Below are 25,344 nucleotides of genomic sequence, written 5' to 3' on the forward strand. Positions count from 1 at the left end.
CGCCCCCACCAGGGGGCGCCGCCGTCGTCGTGGTGCTTGGGCTTGTTGGGGCTCAGTTCACCGGGCCGGTGAACTTTTCGCCCGGTCCCTTGCCCGGCTCGTCCGGGATCAAGGATGCTTCGCGGAACGCGAGCTGCAGCGAACGCAGGCCGTCGCGCAACGGGCCGGCATGCTGCGAGCCGATCTCCGGAGCTGCTGCCGTCACCAGGCCGGCCAGGGCAGTGATGAGCTTGCGGGCTTCATCCAGGTCCTTGAGGTCCTCGGCATTGGGGTCATCGGCCAGGCCCACCTTGACGGCGGCCGCGCTCATCAGGTGTACCGCGCCGGTGGTGATGACCTCCACGGCTGGAACCTCCGAAATATCGCGGATTTGCTGGGCCAGTCCGGCGTCGTCGCCTTCCTCGGTCCGGTCGGGTGAATTGCTGTCTGAAGTGCTCATGCTGGTAAGCTTGACACAGACCGACTGAGAGTCGCCATTTTGCCGTGGAACCACAATGTGGAACGCGGCAGTCTGGTCAGCGAAGTCCGGCAGCTGCCGCCCGATGTGCAGTTGGCGGGCTGTTTCTGTAGACTTGACTTTCAGTTTGCAAGCGGAGTTCTCTCCCACCCGCGTCAGCCGTTTCCCTTCGGGGATGTCAAGTTGCCGGGTACCTGGTCGGACATTGTCCGGGACCGTTCCCGTTCAGTGCGTGCCTGTCGTCCCGGCAGGTCCCGATCTTTCCGAGGCCTTCGATTGCGCCAGCAATTGGGGGCCTTCTCTTTTTGCCGGTGGAACACTAACCACAATCACAGGAGCTTTGACATTAGCGAGCCAAGAATCAATGAGCGTATCCGCGTCCCCGAGGTGCGGCTGGTCGGCCCTGCCGGCGAACAGGTAGGAATCGTCCGCATCGAGGATGCCCTGCGCCTGGCTGCCGAGTCTGATCTGGATCTCGTTGAAGTTGCACCGCAGGCCAAGCCTCCGGTGTGCAAGCTGATGGACTTCGGCAAGTACAAGTACGAAGCCGCGGTCAAGGCCCGTGAGGCCCGCAAGAACCAGACCAACACGGTTCTGAAGGAAATCCGCTTCCGCCTGAAGATCGACACCCATGACTACGAAACGAAGCGCGGCCACGCCCTCCGCTTCCTGGGTGCCGGTGACAAGGTGAAGGCCATGATCCAGTTCCGCGGCCGTGAGCAGCAGCGCCCCGAAATGGGTATCCGCCTGCTGCAGCGCTTCGCGGAAGACGTCGCCGAAGTGGGTGTGGTTGAGTCCAGCCCCCGTATCGACGGCCGCAACATGGTCATGGTGATCGGTCCGCTGAAGAACAAGGCCGAGGCCAAGGCCGAAGCCCGCCGCGCCGCCCAGCGCGCCGAAGCCAAGGCCCAGAACGAGGCCAAGGCTGCTGCGCGGATCGACACGTCGGGCAACGACGCTCCGCTGACCCAGACACTCGGGGACCTGCTTCCGGCAGAGCTCCTGAACCAGTCTGAGGAACAGGTGACGGAAACCCCCGTGGAGGAAACCGCCATGGCGGAAACCGTCGTCGAGCAGGCTCCGGCCGAGCAGGCCCCCGTTGCAGAGGCTCCCCTCGAGGAAGCCCCTGTAGAGAAAGTACCTGTAGAGGAAGCCCCCGCAGAGGAGGCTCCGGCCGCCGCGGAAGCACCCCGGCAGGAGGAAGCTGCACCGGCTGAGGAAGCTCCGAAGCCCGCCGCCGCACCGAAGCCGGCAGCCGCCGCGGTTCCGAAGCCGATGGCAAAGCCCGCGGCTCCGAAGCCCGTCGCCCGCCCGGCGGCACCGAAGCCGGCCAAGCCGGCAGCGCGCAAGACCAACTAGTCACGCCGCAGGAAGCAACGCTTCCGCGCGGCACGCAAACAGCACCGGCCCTGCGGGGCCGGCTGCACCAAAGAACTGCAGACCCGTCTGCGGACACGTAAGGAGATCGGTTCCCATGCCGAAGATGAAGACCCACAGCGGTGCCAAGAAGCGCTTCAAGCTGACCGGCACCGGCAAGCTGAAGCGTCAGCAGGCCAACCGCCGCCACTACCTGGAGCACAAGTCCTCCACCCTGACCCGTCGCCTCGCCGGCGACAAGATCGTCTTCAAGGGCGATGCCAAGGTCATCAAGAAGATGCTCGGCGTCTAAGTTCCACGTTTTCCGGTTGCTGCCACCCGGCAGCACTGACTACACCAAAGCCTTCCCCGGCCGCCAGGAATGCGGCAGCCGATGGGATAAGAATTCTGAAGGAGTACGCACGTGGCACGTGTGAAGCGGGCGGTCAACGCCCAGAAGAAGCGTCGGGTCATCCTTGAACGGGCAAAGGGCTACCGCGGCCAGCGGTCCCGTCTGTACCGCAAGGCCAAGGAACAGCTGCTGCACTCGTTTGTGTACAGCTACGGCGACCGCCGCAAGCGCAAGGGCGACTTCCGCCGCCTCTGGATCCAGCGCATCAACGCTGCATCCCGCGCCAACGGCCTGACCTACAACCGCCTGATCCAGGGCCTGAAGGCTGCTGAGGTTGAGGTTGACCGCCGTATGCTGGCCGAGCTGGCCGTGTCCGATGCCAACGCTTTCACCGCTCTGGTGAACGTGGCCAAGGCCGCCCTGCCCGCCGACACTTCCGCTCCGGCTGCCAAGGCCGAGGCTGCCCCGAAGGCTGCTTCCAAGGCCGCCGTCGCCGCTCCGAAGGCTGCTGCAAAGCCGGCCATCGAAGGTGCCGTCGCCGCCGTCGAGGGCGAAGACGCTCCGGAAGGCTACGAGATCAAGGGCAACGCCGAGTCCAAGAAGTACCACGTTCCGGGTTCCACCTGGTACGACAACACCGCCGCCGAATACTGGTTCTCCACCGTTGAGGCTGCCAAGGCTGCCGGTTTCGAGCCGGCCGGCGGCGAAGCCCGCCAGCAGATCAAGAACTAGTCGCAACAGCCACTAAAGTTCTTTATATGAACGAAACCGGGCGCCCGCAAGATTTTCCGATGTCCAACCCCCGAGCCGATCGGGTCAGGGATGTCGCAAAGCTTGCAGGGCGCCCGGCCCGTTTAAAGCGCGGACGCTTCCTCGCCGAGGGGCCCCAGGCCGTGCGTGAGGCCCTGTCGCTGCACCGGGAACGCACCATGGCGGGGGAGCCCGGGGTCGTCCATGAGGTCTACGCCAGCGAGGCCTGCCTTGAGCGCCTCCCCGAACTCGCCGACCTGGCGCAGGGCGTGAACCTCCGCCTGGCCACCGACGAGGTCCTTGCCGCCATGGCTGACACCGTGAATCCCCAAGGAATCCTTGCGGTCTGCAGCTTTGTGGACGTCAGCCTGGAGTCGGTGCTCGACGCCGGTCCGCGCCTTGTCGCGGTCATGTGCCAGGTGCGCGACCCCGGAAACGCGGGGACCGTGCTGCGGGCGGCCGATGCCGCCGGTGCGGACGCGGTGGTGCTGACGGCATCGAGCGTGGACATCTACAACCCGAAGGCCGTGCGCTCCACGGCCGGGTCCCTCTTCCACCTCCCTGTGGTCCTCGGAGCGGACATCGACGACCTCGTGGCCGCCTGCAAAGCCCGGGGCATCGGAGTGCTGGCTGCGGACGGCTACGGCACCCTCAACCTGGACAAACTGCAGGACGAGAACGCCGCACGCCGGCTCGGCGCCACGGACGTCGAGTCCGACTACGCCCTTGAAAACCCGACGGCCTGGCTCTTCGGCAACGAAGCGCAGGGCCTGTCCGATGCCGAACTCGCTCTCGCCGAACACAGGGTGGCGGTTCCCGTCTACGGCTCCGCGGAAAGCCTCAACCTCGGTACAGCGGCCACGGTGTGCCTCTACGCAAGCGCCCGCTCGCAGCAGGGAAGCTGAGCCGCATCCCACCGACGGCGCCGGCGCACTGGCGTCGCGTTGTGCGGGCAGGACGCTCCTGCCGGTACGGTATTGCTAGCAGGGAAGGGGGCCGCGGGTCCCGGCTGTTCCCCGCAATCCCCGGATCCTGTGAAGAGGAGAAGCTTTCGTGGCTGCAAATGGCGGTACCAAGGCGATCGTGGCGGCACTGGCCGCCAACCTGACCATCGCCTTGTTGAAGTTCGTCGCATTCGTCCTGACGATGTCATCGTCCATGCTGGCGGAGGCGATCCACTCGGTGGCCGACTCCGGAAACCAGCTCCTGCTGCTGATCGGCGGCAAGCGGGCCAAACGCGCAGCAAGCCCGGAACACCCCTTCGGCTACGGCCGTGAGCGGTACATCTACGCTTTCATCGTCTCGATCGTGCTCTTCAGTGTCGGCGGCCTGTTCGCCCTGTACGAGGCCTGGGAGAAGTTCCAGCACCCGCACGCTATCGAGGGCGACTTCTGGTGGGTCCCGCTCGCCGTCCTGATCGGTGCGATCGTCGCAGAGGGCTTCTCCTTCCGCACCGCGATCGTGGAATCCAATCACATCCGCGGCAAGCAGAGCTGGACGAACTTCATCAGGAACGCCAAGCAGCCGGAGCTGCCGGTCATTCTCCTGGAGGACTTCGGCGCTCTGCTCGGCCTGGTGTTCGCGCTCTTCGGCGTAGGCCTGACTCTCCTGACCGGCAACGGCATCTGGGACGCCGCAGGCACCGGCATGATCGGCCTCCTGCTGGTGGCGATCGCCGTCGTCCTGGCGGTCGAAACCAAGTCCTTGTTGCTGGGTGAATCGGCCACCAAGGAAGATGTTGCCCGCATCACCGAAGCCATCGAGTCCGACGGCACCCGCCTCATCCACCTCAAGACCATGCACCTGGGCCCCGAAGAACTGCTCGTTGCAGCAAAGATCAGCGTCGGTGCGGCCGACACCGGCGAGGGCATCGCCCGTGCGATCGACGACGCCGAGAGCCGGATCCGCGCGGCGGTGCCGATCGCGCGGGTCATCTACCTCGAACCGGATATCGCCCGCGTAAACGCCTGAAGCCAGGCGGCAATCCGCACCCCATCCGCCTTAAGCAGGGAACGCCGGCCGTGCATCATGCACGGCCGGCGTTTTGCTTGTCGGATTCTTGAGGCGGTCGCCGCTTCCGGTCAGGCGGTCAGGGGTCGCCTGCGTTCAAGCAGGCCGCTCAGGGCCGCGACACCAAGGCCCAGCACGGCCAGGACGGCGCCGACGAGGGCCGGCGCCACGTAGCCCCAGCCCCAGGCGATCACCACGCCGCCGAGGAAAGCGCCCAACGCGTTGGCGACGTTCAGGGCCGAGTGGTTGAGCGACGAAGCCAAGGAGGGCGCGTCAGGGGAGGCGTCGAGCAGGCGGGTCTGCAGTGCGGGAACAAGCATCGAGCCGGTTCCGCCGACCACGAAGACCATGATCAGCGCGGACCAGGCCCAGTGGGCCGCCGCCGCATAGACGACCAGGGCCAGGGCAATCACCGGCAGTACGCGGTAGATCGTGCCCATGACGGACTTGTCCGCGATGCGGCCGCCCAGGATGTTGCCGGCCACCATGCCCAGGCCGTAGAGGGCCACCACGAGCGGGACCATGGCCTCAGGCATTCCGGCCACGAATGTCATGGTGTGCGCGATGTAGGTGTAGGTGGCGAAGAAGCCGCCGAAGCCGATGATGCCGATCAGCAGGGCAAGCCAGACCTGGGCGCGCTTCAAGGCACCGAGTTCGCGGCGGATGCTCGCACCGGGGTGGGCAGCTTCGAAGGGGACGAACTTCCAGATCAACGCCGTGGTGAGGGCGCCGATGACGCCGACCACCACAAAGAGCAGTCGCCAGCCGAAGTTCTGGCCCATCCACGTGGCGGCGGGGACGCCGATGACGTTGGCCACCGTCAGGCCGGCCATCACCATGGAGATTGCCCATCCCCGCTTGGTGGGAGCCACCAGGCCGGCCGCGATCACCGCGGCTACGCCGAAGAAGGCGCCGTGCGGGAGGCCGGAGGCGAATCGGCTGAGCAGCATGGTGCCGTAGTCCGGGGCGATGAACGAACTCAGGTTGGCCACGCTCAGGAAAAGCATCAGCCCCAGGGCGAGGTTCTTCCGCGGAAGCCGGGCGCCGAGCGCAGCAAAGACCGGGGCGCCCACTACCACGCCGAGGGCGTAGGCGGAGATCAGGTTCCCGGCTTCGGGCGTGCTGATGCGCAGGCCGTGTTCGATGTCCTTGAGGAGTCCCATCATGGCGAATTCGGTGGTGCCGATCGCAAAGCCGCCCATGGCGAGGGCGAAGATGGCCGGGGCAAGATGTCTGGCGCTGCGCTTTGCAGCAGCGGCGGGCGCTTTGGTTTGGGTCATGGTCCTGTTTCTGGGCTGTGCTGTTTCTGGCTGCGGGCCGGGCGTTTGACCCGCTGGAGCCCGGGCGTGCGCGGACGATAAATCAGATTTTCAAGTCTAGTGCCGTGTAACCGTGCCCGGCCCGCGTCTGTTCCCGCGAGAGCAGGGCAACCGTGGGGCTCTTACACTGGTGCGGTGACTTCACTCATCAGCGTCTCCGGTGCCGCCGTCGTCGACTCCCTGGAAAATCCCCGCCTCCTTCTGGTGGCGCGCCGCAGTGCGCCCCCGAAGTTCGCCGGAATGTGGGAGTTCCCGGGTGGCAAAGTCGAGGACGGGGAAAGCTTCGAGGATGCGTTGCACCGGGAACTCCGGGAAGAACTCGGGGTCGACGTCCGCCTGGGTGCCGAGATCCCGGCCCCTGAAGTGGCCGGATGGCCATTGAATGAGCGGGCTGTCATGCGGGTCTGGTTCGCGGAGGTCCTCGACGGCGAACCGTGCCCTCTCGAGGATCACGACGAACTGCGCTGGGTTCCCTTGGACGACGGCGAAGAAGCTCTTGGCCTGCCTTGGATCCCTGCGGACTTCCCGATTGTCCGGGCGCTGCTTGATCAGGTGGCCGCCAAGGCCTGATGCCGCGGCGCGCCCGCTCCCGGGCCGCGCAGCGGACTGCCTCAGAAAAGGGTGGCCTGGTCCGTGGACACAGCCTGCGTCGTCGGGTGTGCCTGGCCGGCGCCGGCCACGCGGCTGTGGTTCCGGGCATGGCGGTGGCTGAACCCGCTGCGTGCGGTGAATCCGTGGCGGGCCTTGAAATACCTGACCCGGCCGGCGAGCCATTCGCGGTACTCCTTCGGCGGGTACGCGCCCTTCGAGTAGAGCTGACGGTACCGGTCCGTCAGTTCCGGGTGGTTCGCGGCCAGCCATTGCATGAACCACTCTTTGGTTCCCGGCTTCAGGTAGAGCGCCCCGGCGGTCACCCCGCTGGCACCCGCCGAGGACAGTGCGCTGAAGAGGGTTTCAAGGGCGTCGTCGCTGTCGCTCAGCCAGGGCAGGATCGGCATCGCCATGACACCGCAGGGCAGCCCGGCGTCGCGCAGGCGGGCAATAAGCTTCAGCCGCGCCCGGGGTGCCGGAGTGCCGGGCTCGACGGCGGCAGCCAAGGCCTCGTTCATCGTCGCCAGGGAGATGCCGAGGTCCACGGGAACTTGGCTGGCGGCGTGCTTGAGCAACGGGATGTCCCGCGCCAGCAGGGTTCCCTTGGTGAGGATCGAAAACGGCGTGCCGGAGTCCGCCAGCGCCCGGATGATTCCGGGCATGAGCTGATAGCGCCCCTCGGCGCGCTGGTATGGATCGGTGTTGGTGCCAAGCGCCACCTGGTGGTGCCCCCAGGACGGCTTGGCGAGTTCCTTGCGCAGGACGTCGGCGGCGTTGACCTTGACCACCACCTGGGAATCGAAGTCCAGGCCGGCGTCGAACTCCAGGTAGGTGTGGGTCTTGCGCGCAAAGCAGTACACGCATGCATGGCTGCATCCCCGGTAGGGGTTGATGGTCCATTCAAACGGCATGCGGGAACCGGCAGCCACCTTGTTGAGCACTGATTTTGCCGTGACCTCATGGAAGGTGACCCCGGAGAATTCGGGAGTAGAGATGGAACGCACAAGCCCGGCCAGCGGAAGCAGCGCTCCAGGGGCGGGGGCGGCCCCGGAAGTACTGCTTCCTCCGGCGTCTCCATGGTACGAACCGCGCGGTTCCGGTCCAGGCAGTTCCGGTTCCTGCGGTGAAAGTGCCTGTGCGTCCCATCTCATGGGTCAATTCGAATGTATGTTCGAATTTAAGTCAAGGAAGGCCCGCCCCCAACTTCGGGGACTAGCCTTAGGCACATGATCCTTCTGAGCGGTTTCGAGCCTTTCGACGGAGACCCCACCAACCCTTCCTGGGGTGCGGTGCAGGCCGCCCGCGACATTCTCCGCGCGGAGGGTCTCAAGGTCGAGGCCCTCGAGCTGCCGTGCGTCTTCGGGGAGTCCGTTCAGGTGCTCCGCCGGGAGATCGCACGCCTGCGGCCGGCGCTGGTGATCGGCGCCGGACTGGCCGGCGGACGCGACAGGCTCTCCTTGGAACGCGTGGCCATCAACTGCGACGACGCCCGGATCCCGGACAACGCGGGAAACCGGCCCGTGGACGAGGAAGTAGTTCCGGGAGGCCCCGCCGCCTACTTCAGCACGCTGCCCGTGAAAGCGGCGCTGCGGGCCCTGCAGATCGCCGGCTTGCGCGCGGAGGTATCGCAGACCGCCGGAACCTACGTGTGCAACCACGTGTTCTACGGGCTGATGCACCATCTCGCAACGGATGGGCGGGGCTCGCGCGGCGGCTTCATCCACGTACCGCGCGAAGCGCAGGCGGGCACCCCCGGCATGTCCCTGCAGGACATGGGCGAGGGGATCGCCGTCGTCGCCCGCACGGCCCTGGCAACGGCGCAGGACGTCAAGGTCTCCGCCGGGGCCATCCACTGACGCCCACCACCGGCACCCTCAGGGTGCCAGCAGCTCCCACGTCACCACGATGCTCGCCGACACCGCGACCGTCCCCGGTTCGATGGCGACCCCCTCCGTGGCGAAGGCGCGTGCCATGTCGCGTGCAGCAGGCACCGGCATCCCGTGCTCCGGTCGCTGCTCGATCGAAAGGACCTGGCCCAAGCGGGAAGCGGCCAGGCCGGCAAAGCGCCGGGCCTTGACCTCGGCGTCATGCCAGGCTGACTCCTGCGCCATCGCCGCTACCGCGGAAGGATCCTTGAACCCCTGCTCGATGCCGTTGATCCGCACGCTGTTGCCGCCGGCCGAGATCGCGGCGGAAATCGCCGCCGGGGCCAGTTGGGGCGGGCCCAGCCGGGCCACCAGATCCGTGGAGGCAACGTACCCGGTGACCTTCTGCCCTTGGTTCTCCACCCAGACCACGTCCGGCCGCAGGTTCAAGCCGCTCGTGCGGAGGTCACCGTCCGCCACGCCCCGCCGGCGGAGTGCTTCGGTGACGTTGAGCGCGACGTCGGCGGCGTCGTCGTACGCGCGCGCTGCGGTGTCCTGGCGGACCTCGACGGCGAGGGTCAGCGTGAGCAGGTCCGGAACCGCTTCGGCGGACCCGTCTCCCGTCACCGTGATACTGCGGGTCATCTCATGCCTCCATTTGTTGTGCCGCTCCGGGTTCCCGGGCCGCTCCGTCGCCTGTCAGGGTAGCCGCCCGCCGCGAGCCCGGCCTGCCGTTCGAAGAAGTTGGCGGTGCCCGGATTGCCGGTGCGCAGCATCGACCATCCCGCGCACAGGAAATACAGGACGAGGAACGGCAGGCCCATGCACCAGGCATACTGCGTGCTGTGCCGCTCCTCGTGGCCCAGCAGCGCCGGATCCTGCCCCGCGCCCGCAGTTCCGGCGCGGTAGAGCACGACATTCCCGACGGTGAACGCCGGGGCGTTCGGCAGCCCCCAACGGTAGCCGGCGGCGATGGTGAGGCCCCGGGGACCGGCACTGCACCGGGCCCCTGCAACCCGGGCGAGCAGCAGGCCCAGGGGAGTCGAGAGGTTCAGCACATTGGCGATCCGGCGGAGCCGCTGCCCGGGAGTCATACGGCCATGCTAGCGCCGCCCCCTTGGCCCCGTCCGCAGGCAAAGCTACTCTGTTCCTGCAAACACCAGGAACCCTTGGTGGATGGATGATCGGGGGAATTATGCGGCCACAACGTGCCGTCGCCGCCATCGCTGTTCTGGTGGCCGTGCTCTTCGCGCTGACGGGTTGCTTCAAAGTCAACATGGACATCAAAGTCCACAGCGAGAAGAGCGTCGACTATGAAGTGGTCTACGCGCTGCAGAAGGACGTCCTGAAGGGCAAGTCCTTCGACGAATTCATGAAGTCGAACAACGGCTCGGCTGACATGACCATCCCCGAGGGGGCGAAGGTCGAGGAGTTCGAAGACGCCAAGTACAAGGGCAAGCGGATCACCGCCGCCAACATCGACCCCGCCAAGATCGCCGAGGCCGAAAAGGACTCCACCAACAAGCTGACCCTGGCCAAGGACGGCGACTTCTACGTCCTGACCGTGGGGAACCTGTCCAATGATTCCAGTGACCCGCAGGGGGCGCAACTCGCCAAGGCCATCTTCGACGAAGCCGTGCTGAAGGTGACCTTCCCGGGGAAGGTCGTGGAAGCCAACGGCGCGAAGATCGACGGCAACACCGCCACCATCGACTTCCTGGCCACGGACGCCAGGCAGATCAGGATCAAAGCCGAAAGCTCCCCGGGATTCCCCCTTCCGATGTGGGCTCTGTGGGGTGGCATTGCCTTGATCGTCGTGATCGCCGGACTGGTCGTGCTCTTCGTGCTGCTGTCCCGGCGCAAGGCCCAGCCGGCCCCGGCCGGAGGACCACTGCCCGACGGCGGCCCCGTGCCTCCCGGCGGCCCCGTGCCTCCCGGTGCACCCATGGGCGGCGGGCAAGTCCCGGGCGCACCGCCGGCCGTGGCGCCGTCGTGGCCGCCGCCCGCCCCCGCGCCGCCGCTGCCGGGCCATCCGCCTGCACAACCCGGCCAGGATGGACCTGCCTGAATACCGGACCGGTTAAATCCAGCTCGTGGCGTTCAACTAGACTGGGGGGTAATGCCCGCCGGATGATCCGGCGAGCGTTGCCCCTTTGTCTTTGCCGTGCTGCCCGCCGGCGGAGAACACTTCCGACTCGTAGCTAAGAACAGTAGATGACTGACACTTTGCCGGGCGCCGCCATCCCGAACCCGCTGGATGAGGCCGCCATCACTGCCGCCGTCGAGGCCGCCGTCGCCGCCATTGCCGCCGCGTCCTCGCTCGAAGAACTCAAGGCCGTCCGTCTGGCCCACACGGGGGAGAAGTCGCCCCTGAGCCTGGCCAACCGTGAAATCGGCGGCCTGGCCAAAGAGCACAAAGCCGCTGCCGGCAAGCTCATGGGCGCCTCCCGCGGCCGCGTCAACCAGGCCCTCACCGCCCGCACCGCGGAGCTCGAAGCCGAGAACGATGCCCGCATCCTGGTCGAAGAGACGGTGGATGTCACGGCGGCCCCGCGCCGCCGCCGCGCCGGTGCCCGGCACCCGCTGTCCACCCTGCAGGACCGTGTGGCGGACATCTTCGTGGGCATGGGCTGGGAGATCGCCGAAGGCCCCGAGGTCGAGTCCGAATGGTTCAACTTCGATGCCCTGAACTTCAAGCCTGACCACCCGGCCCGCGAAATGCAGGACACCTTCTTCGTGGAGCCCCCCGAAGCCCACCTGCTCATGCGAACCCACACCTCCCCGGTGCAGGTGCGTTCCATGCTGGAACGCGAAGTCCCCATCTACGTCCTGTGCCCGGGCAAGGTGTTCCGCACCGACGAGCTCGACGCCACGCACACCCCGGTCTTCCACCAGTTCGAGGGCCTGGCCATCGACAAGAACCTGAGCATGGCCGACCTGCGCGGAACCCTGGAGCACTTCGCCCGGCAGATGTTCGGCGAGGAGGCCTCCATCCGCCTGCGCCCGAACTACTTCCCCTTCACCGAGCCCTCCGCGGAGCTGGACATCTGGCACCCCGGTGCCAAGGGCGGGCCACGCTGGATCGAATGGGGCGGCTGCGGCATGGTCAACCCGAACGTGCTGCGTGCCGCGGGCATCGACCCGGAGGAGTATTCAGGTTTTGCCTTCGGCATGGGCATCGAGCGGACCCTCATGTTCCGCAATGAGGTCAGCGACATGCGCGACATGATCGAAGGCGATGTACGTTTCAGCGAGCACTTCGGGATGGAGATCTAACCGTGCGTATCCCACTTTCCTGGCTGCGCGAGTTCGCGCAGGTACCGGCCGGCGCCTCGGCCGAAGACGTCATGACGGACCTCGTCAAGGTCGGATTTGAGGAAGAAGCCGTCCACCGTCCCACGGACACCCTGCAGGGCCCGGTCGTCGTCGGGCAAGTCCTGAGCCTGGTCAAGGAACCGCAGTCCAACGGCAAGACCATCAACTGGTGCCAGGTCCGCGTAGTCCCCGAGGGCCAGGAGCAGACACTCACCGGCAAGGGCATCGACCCCTCGGGCGTGCAGGGCATCGTCTGCGGCGCCCACAACTTCGTGGCGGGCGACAAAGTGGTGGTCACCCTTCCCGGTGCCGTGCTGCCCGGCGACTTCCACATCTCCGCACGCAAGACCTACGGGCACCTGTCCGCGGGCATGATCGCCTCCGTCCGCGAGCTCGGCATCGGCGAAGACCACGACGGCATCCTGGTGCTGTCCCGGATCGGCCTCGATCCCGAAATCGGCACCGACGCGATGGAGCTGCTCGGCCTCTACGACCAGGCCGCGGAAATCAACGTCACCCCGGACCGCGGCTACGCCTTCTCCATCCGTGGCGTGGCCCGCGAATACGCCCACGCCACCGGAACGTCCTTCACGGACCCGGCGTCACTGGTCACCGCACCGGCGGAACTCTCGGGCGGCTACGGCGTCAAGCTCAACGATGACGCGCCCATCTACGGCAAGCCCGGCTGCGACCGCTTCGTCGCCCGCACCGTGCGCGGAGTGGACGCCACGCGCCCGACCCCGCAGTGGATGGTGTCCCGGCTCCGCCTGGCCGGCATCCGCTCCATCTCCCTGCCGGTGGACATCTCCAACTACGTCATGCTCGAACTCGGCCAGCCGAACCACTGCTATGACCTGGACAAGCTCGCCGGCGACATCGTGGTGCGCCGCGCCGTTCCTGGCGAGAAAATCGTCACCCTGGACGGCAAGGAACGCGCGCTCGACGTCGAAGACCTGCTGATCACGGACGATTCCGGAGCGATCGGGATCGCCGGCGTCATGGGCGGGGCCAACACCGAAGTGTCCGACTCCACCACGAACATCCTGGTCGAGGCCGCCCACTTCGACGAGGTCTCCATCGCCCGCGCACGGCGCCGCCACAAGCTGCCCTCCGAAGCGTCCAAACGCTTCGAGCGCGGCGTCGACTGGCAGATCGCCGGGATTGCAGCGCAGCGCGTCGTCGACCTGCTGGTGGACCTCGCAGGAGGTACCGCGGATGAGGCCGGCACCGACGTCGGAACCGCGCCGGAAACGGTCACGATCGAGCTGCCTGCCGCCTTTGCGTCCGAGCGCATCGGCATCGACTTCAGCGAAGAGCAGATTGTCGGCTGCCTCGAGGACCTGGGTGCCGCCGTCGAAAAGACCGAAACCGGCTACCGGGTCACCGCTCCGAGCTGGCGCCAGGACCTGGAGACCAAGGAAGACCTGTCCGAGGAAATCGCCCGCCTGGTGGGCTACGAGAACATCCCGGCGACCCTGCCTGTGGCCCCTCCCGGCCGCGGGCTGACCCGTACGCAGCAGCAGAAGCGCCGCGTGGTCCAGGCGCTGGCCGACGCAGGCCTCACCGAGGTGCTCTCGTACCCCTTCGTCTCCAAGGCTGCCAATGACACCTTCGGTGTGGCCGAGGAAGGCGCCGCACGCACCGCGATCAAACTGGCGAACCCGATCAGCGAAGAGCACGGTTACCTGCGCACCTCGGTGCTGCCCGGACTGATCGAGGCCGCCCGCCGCAATCTGTCCCGCGGCTTCCGCGACCTCGCCCTGTACGAGGCCGGCCTGGTGTTCCTGCCTGACGGCAAGCTCGGCACGGAGTCCATTCCGCCGCTGGGCGTCCGGCCGGCTCCGGAGGTCCTGGACGGACTGTTCGACGGCGTCCCGGACCAGCCGCTGCACCTCGCCGCGCTGATGTGCGGCCACGATTCGCCCGCCGCCGCCGGCCACACCCCGCGCCAGTGGGATTGGGCCGACGCCCTCGACGCCGCCCGCCTGGTGGGCGACGTGCTCGGCGTCGAACTCGTCATCAGCCAGGGCAGCCACCAGGCCTTCCACCCGGGCCGCGCCGCCCAGCTGGCGCTGCGCTCGGGCGAAGTGGTGGGCTACGCCGGTGAACTGCACCCGAAGCTGCTGGCCGCCCATGACATGCCGGCCCGATCGGTGGCCATGGAACTGGACGCAGACGCGATCTTCGAGGCCGCCGCCGACGTGATCGTCGCCAAGCACATCTCCGGCTTCCCCGTCGCCACGCAGGACGTTGCCCTCGTGGTTCCGCGCGAAGTGCCGGCGGATGCCGTCCTGGCTGCGCTCCGTGAAGGCGCCGGCGAACTGCTCGAGGACGTGGCACTGTTCGACGTGTACGTGGGCAAGGGGATCGAGGACGGCAAGAAGTCCCTCGCCTTCGGCCTGCGCTTCCGGGCGACGGACCGCACCCTCACCGCCGACGAAGCCTCGGAAGCCCGCGAGGCCGCCGTCGCCGTTGCCGCTGAGCGCTTCGGAGCCGTGCAGCGCTAAGCGCGCGACCGGACGTTGTATTGGAAAGGACCCCTGGACCGCCCCCGGCCGGGGGTCCTTTCCCCATCCCGGACCACGGGGAAACGCGCGAACGGGAGGAGGAAGCCGTGGCCACTGCAGCCCTGCGCCTTGAAGTGCTCGACGCCGTGGCGGCGCCTTCCGCCGTCATGGCTTCGGTGCTGCGCGGCGCCGCGGGGGAGCGGGCAGCCGCCTACGCGCACGGTCGGGACCGGGCCGAATTCCTCGCCGGGCGGACCGCCCTGATCCTGTTCGCTGGCCGCCTCCTGGACGTCGATCCGGCGCGGCTGACGCCCCGCTACGACTGCCCGCACTGCGGGCCGGCGGCCAGCCACGGCAGGCCTTCCTTCCTGCTCGACGGCGCCCCCGCACCGCTGTTGCTCAGCGCCTCGCGGGCGGCCGGCTGGGTGCTGCTGGCCGGCGTCGTGCACCCGGAACCGGGCCTGGCACTGGGCGTGGACCTGGAGGACTGTGGCCGGCTCGCTGATTTCGGCCCAACAGGTTCCGGCCCAACAGGTTCCGGCGCAGCCGGTTTCGACGCCGTGGCGCTGGGCGCCCGCGAACAACGCTGGGTGCAGGGCCTGCCCGAAAGGGAACGGAACCGGGGCCGGGCGCGGCTGTGGGCACGGAAGGAGGCCTGGCTGAAGCGCAGCGGCGAAGGCCTCCGACGGGACCCGGCCACGGTGGACGTGTTGGAACTACCGGGCCTGTCCGATCCCGCACTCGATGGAACGGACCGCGGAGTCGAACTGGCGGCTCCGGTGCCCGGAAACCTGCTTGCCGCCGTCGCCCTCTGCTAAGCCCCCAAGCGGACGCCTCAGGGGAGCGGCGGCAGGGCCTTGCGGTAGAGCCAAGGCTCCAGGATGGCCGCGCAGTCCAGTCCGGGCACGCAGCTGTCCGCCGTGGCCACGAACTGCTCCGTGGACACCGAACCGTGCTTGAAGTCGGCCGTCCAGCGGCGGAGCAGGCCGAAGAACGCCTCGTCACCGCAGGCCGTCCGCACCGCGTGCAGGGCCAGGGCGCCGCGCTTGTAGACGCGGTCGTCAAACATGAGCCTTGGCCCGGGATCGCCCACCAGCAGGTCCTGGGCTTCGCCGGCGAGCTTCCGGTGTGCCGCCGCCGCCCGCTCGGCCAGCGGCATTACCCGGGCCTCTTCGGACCAGATCCACTCCGCGTAGCAGGCGAAACCTTCGTGCAGCCAGATGTCCTTCCAACTGGACACGGTCAGCGAGTTCCCGAACCACTGGTGCGACAGTTCATGCGCGATCAGCCGCTGGGATTCCCACTCCTGCCCCAGGTGGTTGCGGCCGAAGATCGAGAGCGTCTGGGCCTCCAGGGGGATCTCGAGCTCGTCCTCGGTGACCACTGCCGTGTATTCCTGGAAGGGGTAGGGGCCGAAACAGTCCACGAAGGTGCGCATCATGTGGCGTTGCCGGGCGAGGCCTTCGCGGGCAATGGCCGCCATGAGCGGGGTGGCTGCGAGGTACTGCGGGACGGCGGCCGGCCGGGGCGCGTCCGCATGGTGCAGCGCCTCCGCCTCAGGGGACAGCGGCAGCAGTTCGTAGCGGCCGATCTGCACCGTGGCCAGGTATGTCGGCATCGGATCGAGCTGTTCGTACACCCAGGTTTCGCGGCTGGACTTGCGGCTGTGGGAAATGAGGCGCCCGTTGCAGACGACCCGGTAGTTGTCGTCCGTGGTGACGCTGATCAGGTAGCTGGATTTGTGCCGCGGGTGGTCGTTGCAGGGGAACCAGGACGCTGCGCCGTTCGGCTGCCCGGCGACCAGCACGCCGTCGTCCAGTTCCTCCCAGCCGACCTCGCCCCACAGGCCCCGGCGTGGGCGTGGGTTGCCCTCGTAGCGCACCTCCACGGTGAAGGATTGCCGTGCCTTCAGGGGATCCTTGGGAGTGATGACCAGGTGCTCGCCCCGGGAGCCGAACTTGGGCGGCTTCTTCCCGTCCACCAGCACCTTGGCGGCTTTGAAGCCCACCAGGTCGAGCACGATCTGCTGCGCGTCCTTCAGGGCAACGCAGCGCAGCACCGCGCGTCCGCTGAGCCAGTTGCTGCCGAGGGCATAGTCCAGGTCGAGTTCGTAGCGTTCCACCCTGAAATCCAGGCTGCCGTGCTGCAGGGTGTAGCGGTCCGCCGCGGTACCGGGTGCTGTCTCGTTACGGGTCATGGTGCTACGCTACCGGCCGCACGGCCAGCAGTTTACGGACCCGCCCAGGGGCTGACCGGGTTGCCCATCCAGTAAGTCCCCGCCGGGACGGCCTCGCCGCGCATGACCAACGACGCCGGTCCCACGGTTCCGCCGTTGCCGATGCTGGCCTGGGGCAGGATGACGCCGTGCGGGCCCATGGTGGCGCCGTCCTCGAGGACCACGGTGTCGATAGCCATGATGCGGTCGTGGAACAGGTGGGTCTGCACCACGCAGCCCCGGTTAACGGTGGAACTCCTGCCCAGGCGCACCAGGTCTGCTTCGGGAAGCCAGTAGCTCTCGCACCAGGTGCCGCGGCCGATTTTCGCGCCGAGGCCGCGCAGCCACCACACCAGCGCGGGCGTCCCGGCGGCGGCGCGGGCAAACCAGGGGGCACTGACCATTTCGATGAAGGTGTCCACCACCTCATTGCGCCAGATGAACGGGCTCCACAGCGGATGTGCGCCCGACGTGATCCGGCCCACCAGCAGCCATTTCGCCACCACGGAACTGAGCGCGGCCGCGGCGCCGGCAAGCAGCAAAACCACCCCGCCCAGCAGGGCGGCCACCCAGTAGGACGTGCCGGACGCGATCCAATCGAGCGTCAGCATGACCCCGACGGCGATGCCCGCTGTCAGCATGACCGGCAGCAGGCGGCAGAGTTCCCACAGCCCGCGCCGGGTCTTCAGGGAAAGCGAGGGGTTGAAGGTGAGGCTCTTGTCGGCGTCGACCACGGTACGCCGGAGGCGCACCGGCGGGCTGCCCAGCCACGAGGTGCCGGACTTCGCCTTCGCCGGGGTGGCGGACAGCACCGCCACCAGCGAGTTCTTGGGCACGCTGCGGCCGGCGGCGGTCATGCCGGAGTTGCCGAGGAAGGAACGCTTGCCGATCTTGGCCGGGGCGATCTTGATCCAGCCGCCGCCCAGTTCATAGGAGGCCACCATAGTGTCATCGGCCAGGAACGCGCCGTCGCCGATGGTCGTCATCTTCGGCAGGAGCAGCACGGTGGACGCTTCGACGTTCCGGCCCACCGTGGCCCCGAGCAGGCGCAGCCACAGCGGAGTGAAGAGGCTGGCGTAGATCGGGAACAGCAGGTCCCGCGCCATGTCCAGTACCCGTTCCGTGGCCCAAACCTGCCAGCCGGCCCGGCTGTGGACCCGGTAGTAGCCCTCCTTGAGGCCCAGGCCGAGCAGGCGTGTTGCCGCCAGGATCAGCAGCATGTTGCACAGGAACCAGGCCAGCGCCGCGAAGGGCACGGAAAGCAGCAGCTCGGGCAGGGCCGACTGCAGCGAGGACTCGCCGCGGACGAAGGCAAGCACCACCAGGGCACCGGCGAACGCCGATGCATAGGGGATCAGGGCGAGCAGCGCGGAGGCACCGGCGAATGCCGCGAACCAGGAATGCCGGACGAAACCGGAGATGGCCGGGGCTTCGGGCCACTCGTTCTTCGCCTTGCCGAGGCGTTCAGCCGGCGAGCCGGCCACCAGGTGGCCGGCCTTGACCTTGCCGAGCACCGCGGACCCTGCCTCCACGCGCGCACCGGCGCCGATGCGGGTGCCGGGCATGAGCGTGCTCCGGGCGCCGACCGTGGCGCCGGGACCGACGTGGATTTCGCCGATGTGCACCGAATCGCCGTCGACCCACCAACCGGAGAGGTCCACCTCCGGTTCGATGTTGCTGCCGCTGCCCAAGGTCAGCAGGCCGGTAACCGGGGGCACCGAATGCAGGTGTACGTTGTTGCCGATCTTCGCGCCCAGGGCCCGGGCGTAATAGGGAACCCAGGGGGCGCTTGCCAGGCTGACGGCGCCGGCCAGGTCCTGGACCTGTTCGGCCAGCCACAGCCGCAGGTGCACCTTTCCTGCGCGAGGGTAGCTGCCGGGCTTGAGTCCGCGCAGCAGGATCCGGGCCGCCCCGACGGCGATCGCCATCCGTCCCAGCGGGCTGACGAACACCAGCCAGGACGCGAGGATCCACCACCACGACACCACGGGGGCCGCGGTGAAGCCTGCAAAATCGGCCAGCAGCCGGTTGCCGGCCATCAGGTAGGTCAGCCAGCGCATGCCTGTGAGGATGTTCAGGACGATGCCCATCAGCGTCTGGAACAGCTGCGACTTCGGCGCGGTGGGACGCACGGGGCGTTCGACGGCGGCGGCCGGCGTGCCGCCGTCGGGCAGTGACTGCCGGGCCGCTTCGATGAGGGCGCCGACGCGCGGCGTCGCGTAGATTTCCGCCACCGTGATGGTGGGGTAGCGGACGCGCAGGGCCGAGACGAGCTGGGCCGCGGCGAGGGAGCCGCCGCCGTAGGCGAAGAAGTCGGCGTCCAGGGAGGTCACGGGGGAGCCGAGGACGGACTCCCACTGTTCCACGATCCAGGCGGCATCGTCGGGAAGGTTCAGCGGTGCCTTCTCCGCGTCGCCGGCCACGGCGCCCGGCAGCGGCCAGGGAAGGGCATGACGGTTCACCTTGCCGCTGGTCTTGGTCGGCAGGGAGTCCACCACCGCCAGCAACGGAACCAAGGCCGCCGGAAGGCTCTCCGCCAGCAGGGTGCGGGCCGCTGCCAGGTCAGGCTCCACCGCCTCTGCGGGAACGAGGTAACCCACCAGGATCTGGTTCCCGGCCGCCGTCGTGCGTACGGCGGCGGCAGCTCCCGCGATGCCCGGCAGCGCCTGCAGTGCGGCGTCCACCTCGCCGAGTTCGATCCGGCGGCCGCCCAGTTTTACCTGTTCGTCGGCACGGCCCTGGAAGATCAGTCCAGCGCGCTCGTAGCGCACCAGGTCGCCGGAACGGTAAGCGCGGACCCAGCCCAAGGATGGCATTGGCGCGTACTTTTCGGCGTCCTTGGCCGGATCCAGGTAGCGGGCCAGCCCGACGCCGCCGATGATCAGTTCGCCGGTTTCGCCTTCCGGCACCGGGACACCGGAAGGATCGACGACGGCGAGGTCCCAGCCGTCCAGCGGCAGCCCGATCCGGACGGGGCCGGGGCCGCCCAGCGCGGCGGCGCAGGCAACGACGGTCGCCTCGGTGGGCCCGTAGGTGTTCCAGACCTCGCGGCCGTCCACGGCCAGGCGTTCGGCCAGTTCCGGCGGGCAGGTTTCGCCGCCGAAGATCAACAGCCTGACGTTCTCTAGGGCTTCGGCAGGCCACAGGGCCGCCAAGGTGGGCACGGTGGACACCACCGATATGCCGTGGTTGATGAGCCACGGTCCGAGGTCCATGCCGGAACGTACCAGGGCCCGCGGGGCCGGGACCAGGCAGGCGCCGTGCCGCCAGGCCAGCCACATTTCCTCGCACGAGGCGTCGAAGGCCACGGACAGGCCTGCGAGCACCCGGTCCTGCGTGCCGATCGGTTCCCCTTGCAGGAACAGCCGTGCCTCGGCGTCAACGAAGGCGGCCGAGGAACGGTGCTGCACGGCAACGCCCTTGGGGGTGCCGGTGGAGCCTGAGGTGAAGATGATCCAGGAGTCGTCGTCCAGGCCGGGTTTCCGGGGTGCGGGGAAGGGTGCCGGGCGCTCGCCGAAGACTGCTACGGCAAGGCCGCCGGTCACGATGCCGGCAACACCGGCCTCCCCGAAGACAAGGGAGGCGCGTTCCTCGGGGTCGTCGGCGTCCACCGGCACGTACGCGGCGCCCACCGCCAGGATGCCGAGGATCGCCACGTACAGTTCGTTGCGGCCGGACGGGATCCGGACGCCGACCCTGTCGCCGGCGCCCAGGCCGCGGCCGTGCAGGGTCCGGCCGAAGGCGCGGACCGCATTGAGAAGTTCGGCGTAACTGAGCGATTTGTTGCCGTCGTCCAGTGCCGAGGCCTCGGGGAAACGGCGCGCGGTGTCCTCAAGGATGTCCACCAGCGTGCGCTGCGGGGGTGCTGCGGCGCCGGGAAGCTGCGCCAGGAAGGCGCCACCCGTGATGCCCGGGACCGGGGCCCCGATGAATTGCTCCTGTGTCACTTCAAGATCTTTGCCTATGAAAATGAACAAACGGGGACACAGGGCGTGTCCGTGTAACCGGGCCGTCATATTCAGCGGGCCCGCGGGAACTCAAGGAACCAGCAGGACCTTGCCGGTGGTCTTGCGGCCTTCGAGGTCGCGGTGCGCCTGGGCTGCCTCGGGCAACGGGTAGCGGGCGCCGATCCGGACCTTGAGCGAGCCTTTGGCGGCGGCGTCGAAGATCTCGGCCGAGCGCCAGTGGCGTTCCTGCGCGTTCTGCAGGAAGTGGCCTACGGTGGGACGGGTGAGGCTGAGGGAGCCGCCGGCGTGAAGCCGCATCGGGTCGACCGGCGGAACAGGGCCGGACGCGGCGCCGTACAGGACCATCGAACCGCGGACCCGCAGGCTCTCCAGCGAGGCGTCGAACGTGTCCTTGCCGACGCCGTCGAACACCGCGTGCACGCCTTCGCCGTCGGTCAGTTCGCGGACTTTCCGTGCGAACCCGTCGTAGCGGAGCACGACGTCGGCCCCCGCCTCGCGGGAGAGCGTTTCCTTCTCGTCGGTGGACACGGTGGTGATCACCCGGGCCCCGCGGGCCTTGAGCAACTGGGTCAGGAGGAGGCCCACGCCGCCCGCACCGGCATGCGCGAGCACCGTCTGGCCGGGCTCCACCCGGAAGGAGGAGTTCATGAGGAAATGCGCGGTTATGCCCTGCAGCGGGAGGGCTGCTGCCGTGAAATCGTCGACGCTGTCCGGAACGGGCAGTGCCTTCTGTTCGTCGATGAGCGTGTACCCGGCGTAGCTGCGGGCGCCTTCCGCCGTGGCCACGCGGTCCCCGACGCTGAAAAGTTCGACGTCGTCGCCCACGGCTTCCACGGTTCCGGAGCATTCGGAGCCCGGCACGAAGGGGAACGCCACCTTGTAAAGGCCGCTGCGCTGGTAGGTTTCGACGAAGTTGACGCCGGTGGCGGCGACCTTGACCAGGAGCTGTCCCGCCCCCGGAACCGGCATTTCCGCCTCTCGGTATTCGAGTACTTCGGGTCCTCCGGGTTGCCGGGCGATGATGGCGTGCGTCATGGCTCTCCTTTGCTCCGGGCAGGTCGTTCCGCGCCCGGTCCACTCAACCATCCTAGGGAGGGACGCTGGGAACATGCCTATCAGGCGTGCCGCCGGCGGAGTCCCTGTCAGCCGCAGGCGGCTCAGCGCCGGCCGTGCACCGAAGCCACCGGACAATCGAAACCGCGGCCCGCGGACAGCCCTACGTCGTTGAGGTAGCGGACCACGATTCCATAGGACTGCATGAGGCTGGTCTCGGTGTAGGGAATGGAATGGGTGGCGCAGAAGTTCCGCACGATTGCCGCAGCGCGGTGAAGTTGCGGGCGGGCCATGTCCGGGAAGAGGTGGTGCTCCACCTGACGGTTCAGCCCGCCCAGCAGGAAGTCCATGAACGGGCCGCCGGAAATGTTCCGTGAGGTCAGGACCTGACGGCTCAGGAAGTCCACCCGGCTGTCCGCCGGCAGCACGGGCATGCCCTTGTGGTTCGGTGCGAAGGAGGCACCCATGTAGAAGCCGTACACCACGATCTGGACCCCGAGGAAGGCAAAGGCCATGCCCAGGGGCAGGAAGGCGAACGCAAGTACCGGAAGGGCGAGGAGGCGGGTCAGCAGGATCGGCGCTTCCACCCAGCGGTGCCGGACGGTGCCGCGACCGAGGACAAAGCGCAAAGAGTCAAACTGCAGGCTGATTCCCAACAGGCCGAGCAAAGGGAAAAAGAACCAGCCCTGCTTGCGGGTCAGGAAGGCGAAGCGTCCCTTGCGGGCCGCCGCAGCTTCCCTGTAGAACACCAATGCGTTGTTCTTGATGTCCGGATCCTTGGAGATCACATTGGGGTGGTTGTGGTGGGCGCCGTGCTTCTGCTCCCACCAGGAGAAGCTGATCCCTGCGACGCCGGTGGCCAGGAGCCGTGCGGACCAGTCGTTGGCCTTGCGGGAAGCGAAGATCTGCTTGTGGCCCGCTTCGTGCGCCAGGAAGCTCAACTGGGTGCAGAAGATGCCGATTGCGGCTGCGATGAGGAGCTGGAACCAGGAATCGCCGATCAGGGCGAATCCCAGCCATGTGGCGGACATGAGGGCCATGAGTCCTGCGAAGAGCCAGATGTAGAAACCGCGGCGGCGTTCCAGCAGGCCTGCGGCGCGGACGCTCTTGAGCAGCTCGGAATAGCTGCGGACCATGGGGTTGGGCTGGATGGCGCGTGTTTTCGGGCGCTCAGCGGTGGATGTGGGTGACATATGTGCTTGTGCCCCGTATCGCTAACGGGCAACGCTGCATCCGACGTTCGGACTGCACGGTCTGGATCACCCTTCATCCAGCATACGCTCCGCGCGCAAGGTCCCGCCCGGCATGCGGACGTGGACGGACCCAAGGATTCAGGCATGCATAAATATCGGCAACCGTGCATAGTTTTGCTGTACAGTGGTGCCATGACTATTTCTGTTGCCGTTTCCGGGGCCAGCGGTTACGCCGGCGGGGAGGTGCTGCGCATCCTGGCGGGCCACCCCGACGTCACCATCGGCGCCATCACAGCGCACAGCAACGCCGGTTCCAGACTAGGGGAGTTGCAGCCGCATCTCCATGGCCTGGCGAGCCGGATTCTCGAAGACACGTCGGTGGAGAACCTTTCCGGCCACGACGTCGTGTTCCTTGCCCTGCCGCATGGCGCCTCGGCGGAAATCGCGGCCCAATTGCCCGAAGGAACCCTGGTGATCGACGCCGGAGCGGACCACCGCCTCGAGGATCCCGCCGCTTGGGAAAAGTTCTACGGTTCCGCCCATGCCGGGACCTGGCCCTACGGCCTCCCGGAACTGCCCGGCCAGCGGGAGAAGCTCAAGGGCGCCAAGCGCATCGCCGTCCCCGGCTGCTACCCGACCTCGGCCCTGCTCGCCCTCACGCCAGGTTTCGCCAACAAGCTCCTGCTGCCGGACGACGTCGTGATCGTTTCGGCCTCCGGAACCTCCGGTGCCGGAAAGGCCGCCAAGGTCAACCTCATCGGCTCCGAAATCATGGGATCCATGAGCCCCTACGGCGTAGGCGGCGGGCACCGCCACACTCCCGAAATCGAACAGGGCCTGTCCAATGCGGCAGGGGAGCAGGTCACGGTGTCCTTCACGCCCACCCTCGCCCCGATGAGCCGCGGCATCCTTACCACCGCCACCGCCAAGGCAAAGCCCGGCACCACCGCCGCGGAGCTCCGCCAGGCCTGGGCCGAAGCCTACGACGACGAGCCCTTCGTCCACCTGCTGCCCGAGGGCCAGTGGCCCACCACCAAGTCGGTGCAGGGCTCCAACCACGCCGTCATGCAACTGGCCTTCGACGACCACACGGGCCGTGTGATCGTCACCAGCGCCATCGACAACCTCACCAAGGGAACCGCCGGCGGAGCCGTGCAGTCCATGAACATCGCCCTCGGCCTGGACGAAAGCGCCGGCCTGAACCTGCAAGGAGTCGCACCGTGACGATCACCGCATCCAAGGGATTCCGTGCCGCCGGCGTCACGGCCGGACTCAAGGCGTCCGGCAACCCGGACCTGGCCCTTGTGGTCAACGACGGCCCGCTCAAGGCCGCCGCCGCCGTCTTCACTTCCAACCGCGTTGCCGCCGCCCCCGTGCACTGGTCGCGCCAGGTGGTTTCTGACGGCCGCGTGGACGCCGTCGTCCTGAACTCGGGCGGCGCCAATGCCTGCACCGGCCCGCAGGGCTTCCAGAACACCCACGCCACCGCTGAGAAGGTCGCCGACCTGCTCGGCACTTCCGCCTCCGACGTCGTGGTCTGTTCCACCGGCCTCATCGGCGAACAGCTGCCCATGGACAAGATCCTGCCCGGCGTCGAGGCCGCCGCCGCGGAACTGTCCGAAGACGGCGGCCCCGCTGCCGCCACCGCGATCATGACCACCGACACCGTCTCCAAGGAGGCCGTGTTTACCGGCACTGACGCCGCAGGCCGTGAATTCACCATCGGCGGCATCGCCAAGGGCGCCGGCATGCTCGCCCCGGGCCTGGCCACCATGCTCGTGGTGCTCACCACCGATGCCCAGGTTCCGGCGGAACTGCTCGACGTCGTCCTGCGCGACGCCACGCGAGTCACCTTCGACCGCGCGGACTCGGACGGCTGCATGTCCACCAACGACACGGTGGTGCTGCTGGCCTCCGGCGCCTCCGACGCCGTTCCGTCCGCCGAGGAACTCGCCACCGGCCTCACCCAGGTGTGCGCCGAACTGGCCCGCAAGCTGATCGGCGACGCCGAGGGCGCCAGCCACGACATCGCCATCCGCACCTTCAATGCCGCCAGCGAACGCGACGCCGAAGTGGTCAGCCGCGCCGTGGCCCGCTCCAACCTCTTCAAGACCGCGATCTTCGGCAAGGACCCCAACTGGGGCCGTGTCCTTTCCGCGGTCGGCACCACGGACGCCGTCTTCGAAGCGGACCAGCTCAACGTCGCCATCAACGGCGTGCAGATCTGCCGCAACGGAGGCATCGGCGAAGACCGCAACCTCGTGGACCTCGAACCCCGCGAAGTGCGCGTGGAGATCGACCTGCAGTCCGGCGACGCCGAAGCGACCATCTGGACCAACGACCTCACGCACGAATACGTGCACGAGAACAGCGCCTACTCGAGCTAGGCAGGA

22 protein-coding genes are annotated in these 25,344 nt (G+C 67.9%); 13 read left to right on the top strand and 9 right to left on the bottom strand.

What is annotated here, in order from left to right; translation table 11 throughout:
* Positions 1-52: 52 nt before the first annotated feature.
* Positions 53-439, bottom strand: coding sequence for a DUF1844 domain-containing protein (locus DWV11_RS15565; protein WP_115789832.1), 387 nt, complete (start codon positions 437-439; stop codon positions 53-55).
* Positions 440-844: 405 nt separating this feature from the next.
* Between DWV11_RS15565 and infC the strand changes: the two genes are divergently transcribed.
* The 5 genes from infC (at position 845) to DWV11_RS15590 (ending at position 4,886) form a co-directional block, all read left to right on the top strand.
* Complete coding sequence (gene infC, locus DWV11_RS15570; RefSeq protein WP_245953709.1) at positions 845-1,816, top strand: translation initiation factor IF-3; 972 nt, start codon at positions 845-847, stop codon at positions 1,814-1,816.
* 115 nt (positions 1,817-1,931) lie between these two features.
* Entirely contained in the window at positions 1,932-2,126 is a 195-nt protein-coding gene (gene rpmI / locus DWV11_RS15575) for a 50S ribosomal protein L35 (protein WP_059387794.1), read from the top strand.
* A gap of 111 nt (positions 2,127-2,237) precedes the next feature.
* Positions 2,238-2,897, top strand: a complete 660-nt coding sequence (rplT, locus tag DWV11_RS15580; RefSeq protein WP_115789834.1) for a 50S ribosomal protein L20, sunset domain variant — start codon at positions 2,238-2,240, stop codon at positions 2,895-2,897.
* Positions 2,898-2,923: 26 nt separating this feature from the next.
* Complete coding sequence (locus tag DWV11_RS15585; protein WP_115789835.1) at positions 2,924-3,820, top strand: TrmH family RNA methyltransferase; 897 nt, start codon at positions 2,924-2,926, stop codon at positions 3,818-3,820.
* A gap of 148 nt (positions 3,821-3,968) precedes the next feature.
* Positions 3,969-4,886 carry a cation diffusion facilitator family transporter gene (locus DWV11_RS15590; RefSeq protein WP_115789836.1) on the top strand — a complete coding sequence of 306 codons (918 nt, stop codon included), beginning with the start codon at positions 3,969-3,971 and terminating at the stop codon, positions 4,884-4,886.
* A 110-nt stretch (positions 4,887-4,996) separates the two neighbouring features.
* On the opposite strand, the gene DWV11_RS15595 is transcribed toward DWV11_RS15590, so the two are convergent.
* On the bottom strand, positions 4,997-6,205 hold the full coding sequence (locus tag DWV11_RS15595) for an MFS transporter (RefSeq protein ID WP_115789837.1): 1,209 nt from the start codon (positions 6,203-6,205) through the stop codon (positions 4,997-4,999).
* 174 nt (positions 6,206-6,379) lie between these two features.
* On the opposite strand from DWV11_RS15595, the gene DWV11_RS15600 reads away from it, so the two are divergent.
* Entirely contained in the window at positions 6,380-6,814 is a 435-nt protein-coding gene (locus DWV11_RS15600) for a (deoxy)nucleoside triphosphate pyrophosphohydrolase (protein WP_115789838.1), read from the top strand.
* A 41-nt stretch (positions 6,815-6,855) separates the two neighbouring features.
* On the opposite strand, the gene DWV11_RS15605 is transcribed toward DWV11_RS15600, so the two are convergent.
* Complete coding sequence (locus DWV11_RS15605; protein WP_115789839.1) at positions 6,856-7,986, bottom strand: Rv2578c family radical SAM protein; 1,131 nt, start codon at positions 7,984-7,986, stop codon at positions 6,856-6,858.
* Between the two features lie 75 nt (positions 7,987-8,061).
* On the opposite strand from DWV11_RS15605, the gene pcp reads away from it, so the two are divergent.
* Positions 8,062-8,691 (top strand): pyroglutamyl-peptidase I, encoded by a 630-nt coding sequence (gene pcp / locus DWV11_RS15610; protein WP_115789840.1) that lies wholly within the window; start codon positions 8,062-8,064, stop codon positions 8,689-8,691.
* Between the two features lie 18 nt (positions 8,692-8,709).
* Here pcp and DWV11_RS15615 read toward each other — a convergent pair whose 3' ends face one another.
* Positions 8,710-9,345 carry an SIMPL domain-containing protein gene (locus DWV11_RS15615; RefSeq protein WP_115789841.1) on the bottom strand — a complete coding sequence of 212 codons (636 nt, stop codon included), beginning with the start codon at positions 9,343-9,345 and terminating at the stop codon, positions 8,710-8,712.
* Positions 9,342-9,794, bottom strand: coding sequence for a hypothetical protein (locus DWV11_RS15620; protein WP_115789842.1), 453 nt, complete (start codon positions 9,792-9,794; stop codon positions 9,342-9,344). The genes DWV11_RS15615 and DWV11_RS15620 overlap by 4 nt, the downstream gene beginning before the upstream one ends.
* 86 nt (positions 9,795-9,880) lie before the next feature.
* Between DWV11_RS15620 and DWV11_RS20165 the strand changes: the two genes are divergently transcribed.
* The 4 genes from DWV11_RS20165 (at position 9,881) to DWV11_RS15640 (ending at position 15,340) form a co-directional block, all read left to right on the top strand.
* A complete protein-coding gene (locus DWV11_RS20165) occupies positions 9,881-10,768 on the top strand; it encodes an LppM family (lipo)protein (RefSeq protein WP_168404727.1) in 888 nt (295 codons plus the stop codon).
* Between the two features lie 146 nt (positions 10,769-10,914).
* Positions 10,915-11,976 (top strand): phenylalanine--tRNA ligase subunit alpha, encoded by a 1,062-nt coding sequence (pheS, locus tag DWV11_RS15630; RefSeq protein WP_115789843.1) that lies wholly within the window; start codon positions 10,915-10,917, stop codon positions 11,974-11,976.
* A 2-nt stretch (positions 11,977-11,978) separates the two neighbouring features.
* Positions 11,979-14,522 (top strand): phenylalanine--tRNA ligase subunit beta, encoded by a 2,544-nt coding sequence (gene pheT, locus DWV11_RS15635; protein WP_115789844.1) that lies wholly within the window; start codon positions 11,979-11,981, stop codon positions 14,520-14,522.
* 107 nt (positions 14,523-14,629) lie between these two features.
* The gene (locus DWV11_RS15640) at positions 14,630-15,340 is read left to right on the top strand and encodes a 4'-phosphopantetheinyl transferase family protein (RefSeq protein ID WP_245953711.1); all 711 of its coding nucleotides are present in this window, start codon (positions 14,630-14,632) and stop codon (positions 15,338-15,340) included.
* A 17-nt stretch (positions 15,341-15,357) separates the two neighbouring features.
* Here DWV11_RS15640 and DWV11_RS15645 read toward each other — a convergent pair whose 3' ends face one another.
* The 4 genes from DWV11_RS15645 to DWV11_RS15660 form a co-directional block, all read right to left on the bottom strand.
* A complete protein-coding gene (locus tag DWV11_RS15645; protein WP_115789845.1) occupies positions 15,358-16,719 on the bottom strand; it encodes a M1 family metallopeptidase in 1,362 nt (453 codons plus the stop codon).
* 32 nt (positions 16,720-16,751) lie between these two features.
* Positions 16,752-20,753, bottom strand: coding sequence for a Pls/PosA family non-ribosomal peptide synthetase (locus tag DWV11_RS15650; RefSeq protein WP_115789846.1), 4,002 nt, complete (start codon positions 20,751-20,753; stop codon positions 16,752-16,754).
* 21 nt (positions 20,754-20,774) lie between these two features.
* Positions 20,775-21,740 carry a quinone oxidoreductase family protein gene (locus DWV11_RS15655; RefSeq protein WP_115789847.1) on the bottom strand — a complete coding sequence of 322 codons (966 nt, stop codon included), beginning with the start codon at positions 21,738-21,740 and terminating at the stop codon, positions 20,775-20,777.
* Between the two features lie 122 nt (positions 21,741-21,862).
* Positions 21,863-22,951 (bottom strand): fatty acid desaturase family protein, encoded by a 1,089-nt coding sequence (locus tag DWV11_RS15660; RefSeq protein WP_115789848.1) that lies wholly within the window; start codon positions 22,949-22,951, stop codon positions 21,863-21,865.
* A 192-nt stretch (positions 22,952-23,143) separates the two neighbouring features.
* Between DWV11_RS15660 and argC the strand changes: the two genes are divergently transcribed.
* Together argC and argJ are read left to right on the top strand one after the other, a co-directional pair.
* Positions 23,144-24,175 carry an N-acetyl-gamma-glutamyl-phosphate reductase gene (gene argC / locus DWV11_RS15665; protein ID WP_115789849.1) on the top strand — a complete coding sequence of 344 codons (1,032 nt, stop codon included), beginning with the start codon at positions 23,144-23,146 and terminating at the stop codon, positions 24,173-24,175.
* Entirely contained in the window at positions 24,172-25,338 is a 1,167-nt protein-coding gene (gene argJ, locus DWV11_RS15670; protein ID WP_115789850.1) for a bifunctional glutamate N-acetyltransferase/amino-acid acetyltransferase ArgJ, read from the top strand. Before argC ends, argJ begins: the two co-directional genes overlap by 4 nt.
* Positions 25,339-25,344 lie beyond the last annotated feature (6 nt).

The sequence above is a fragment of the Arthrobacter silvisoli genome (assembly GCF_003369445.1).
Lineage (GTDB): Bacteria > Actinomycetota > Actinomycetes > Actinomycetales > Micrococcaceae > Arthrobacter > Arthrobacter silvisoli.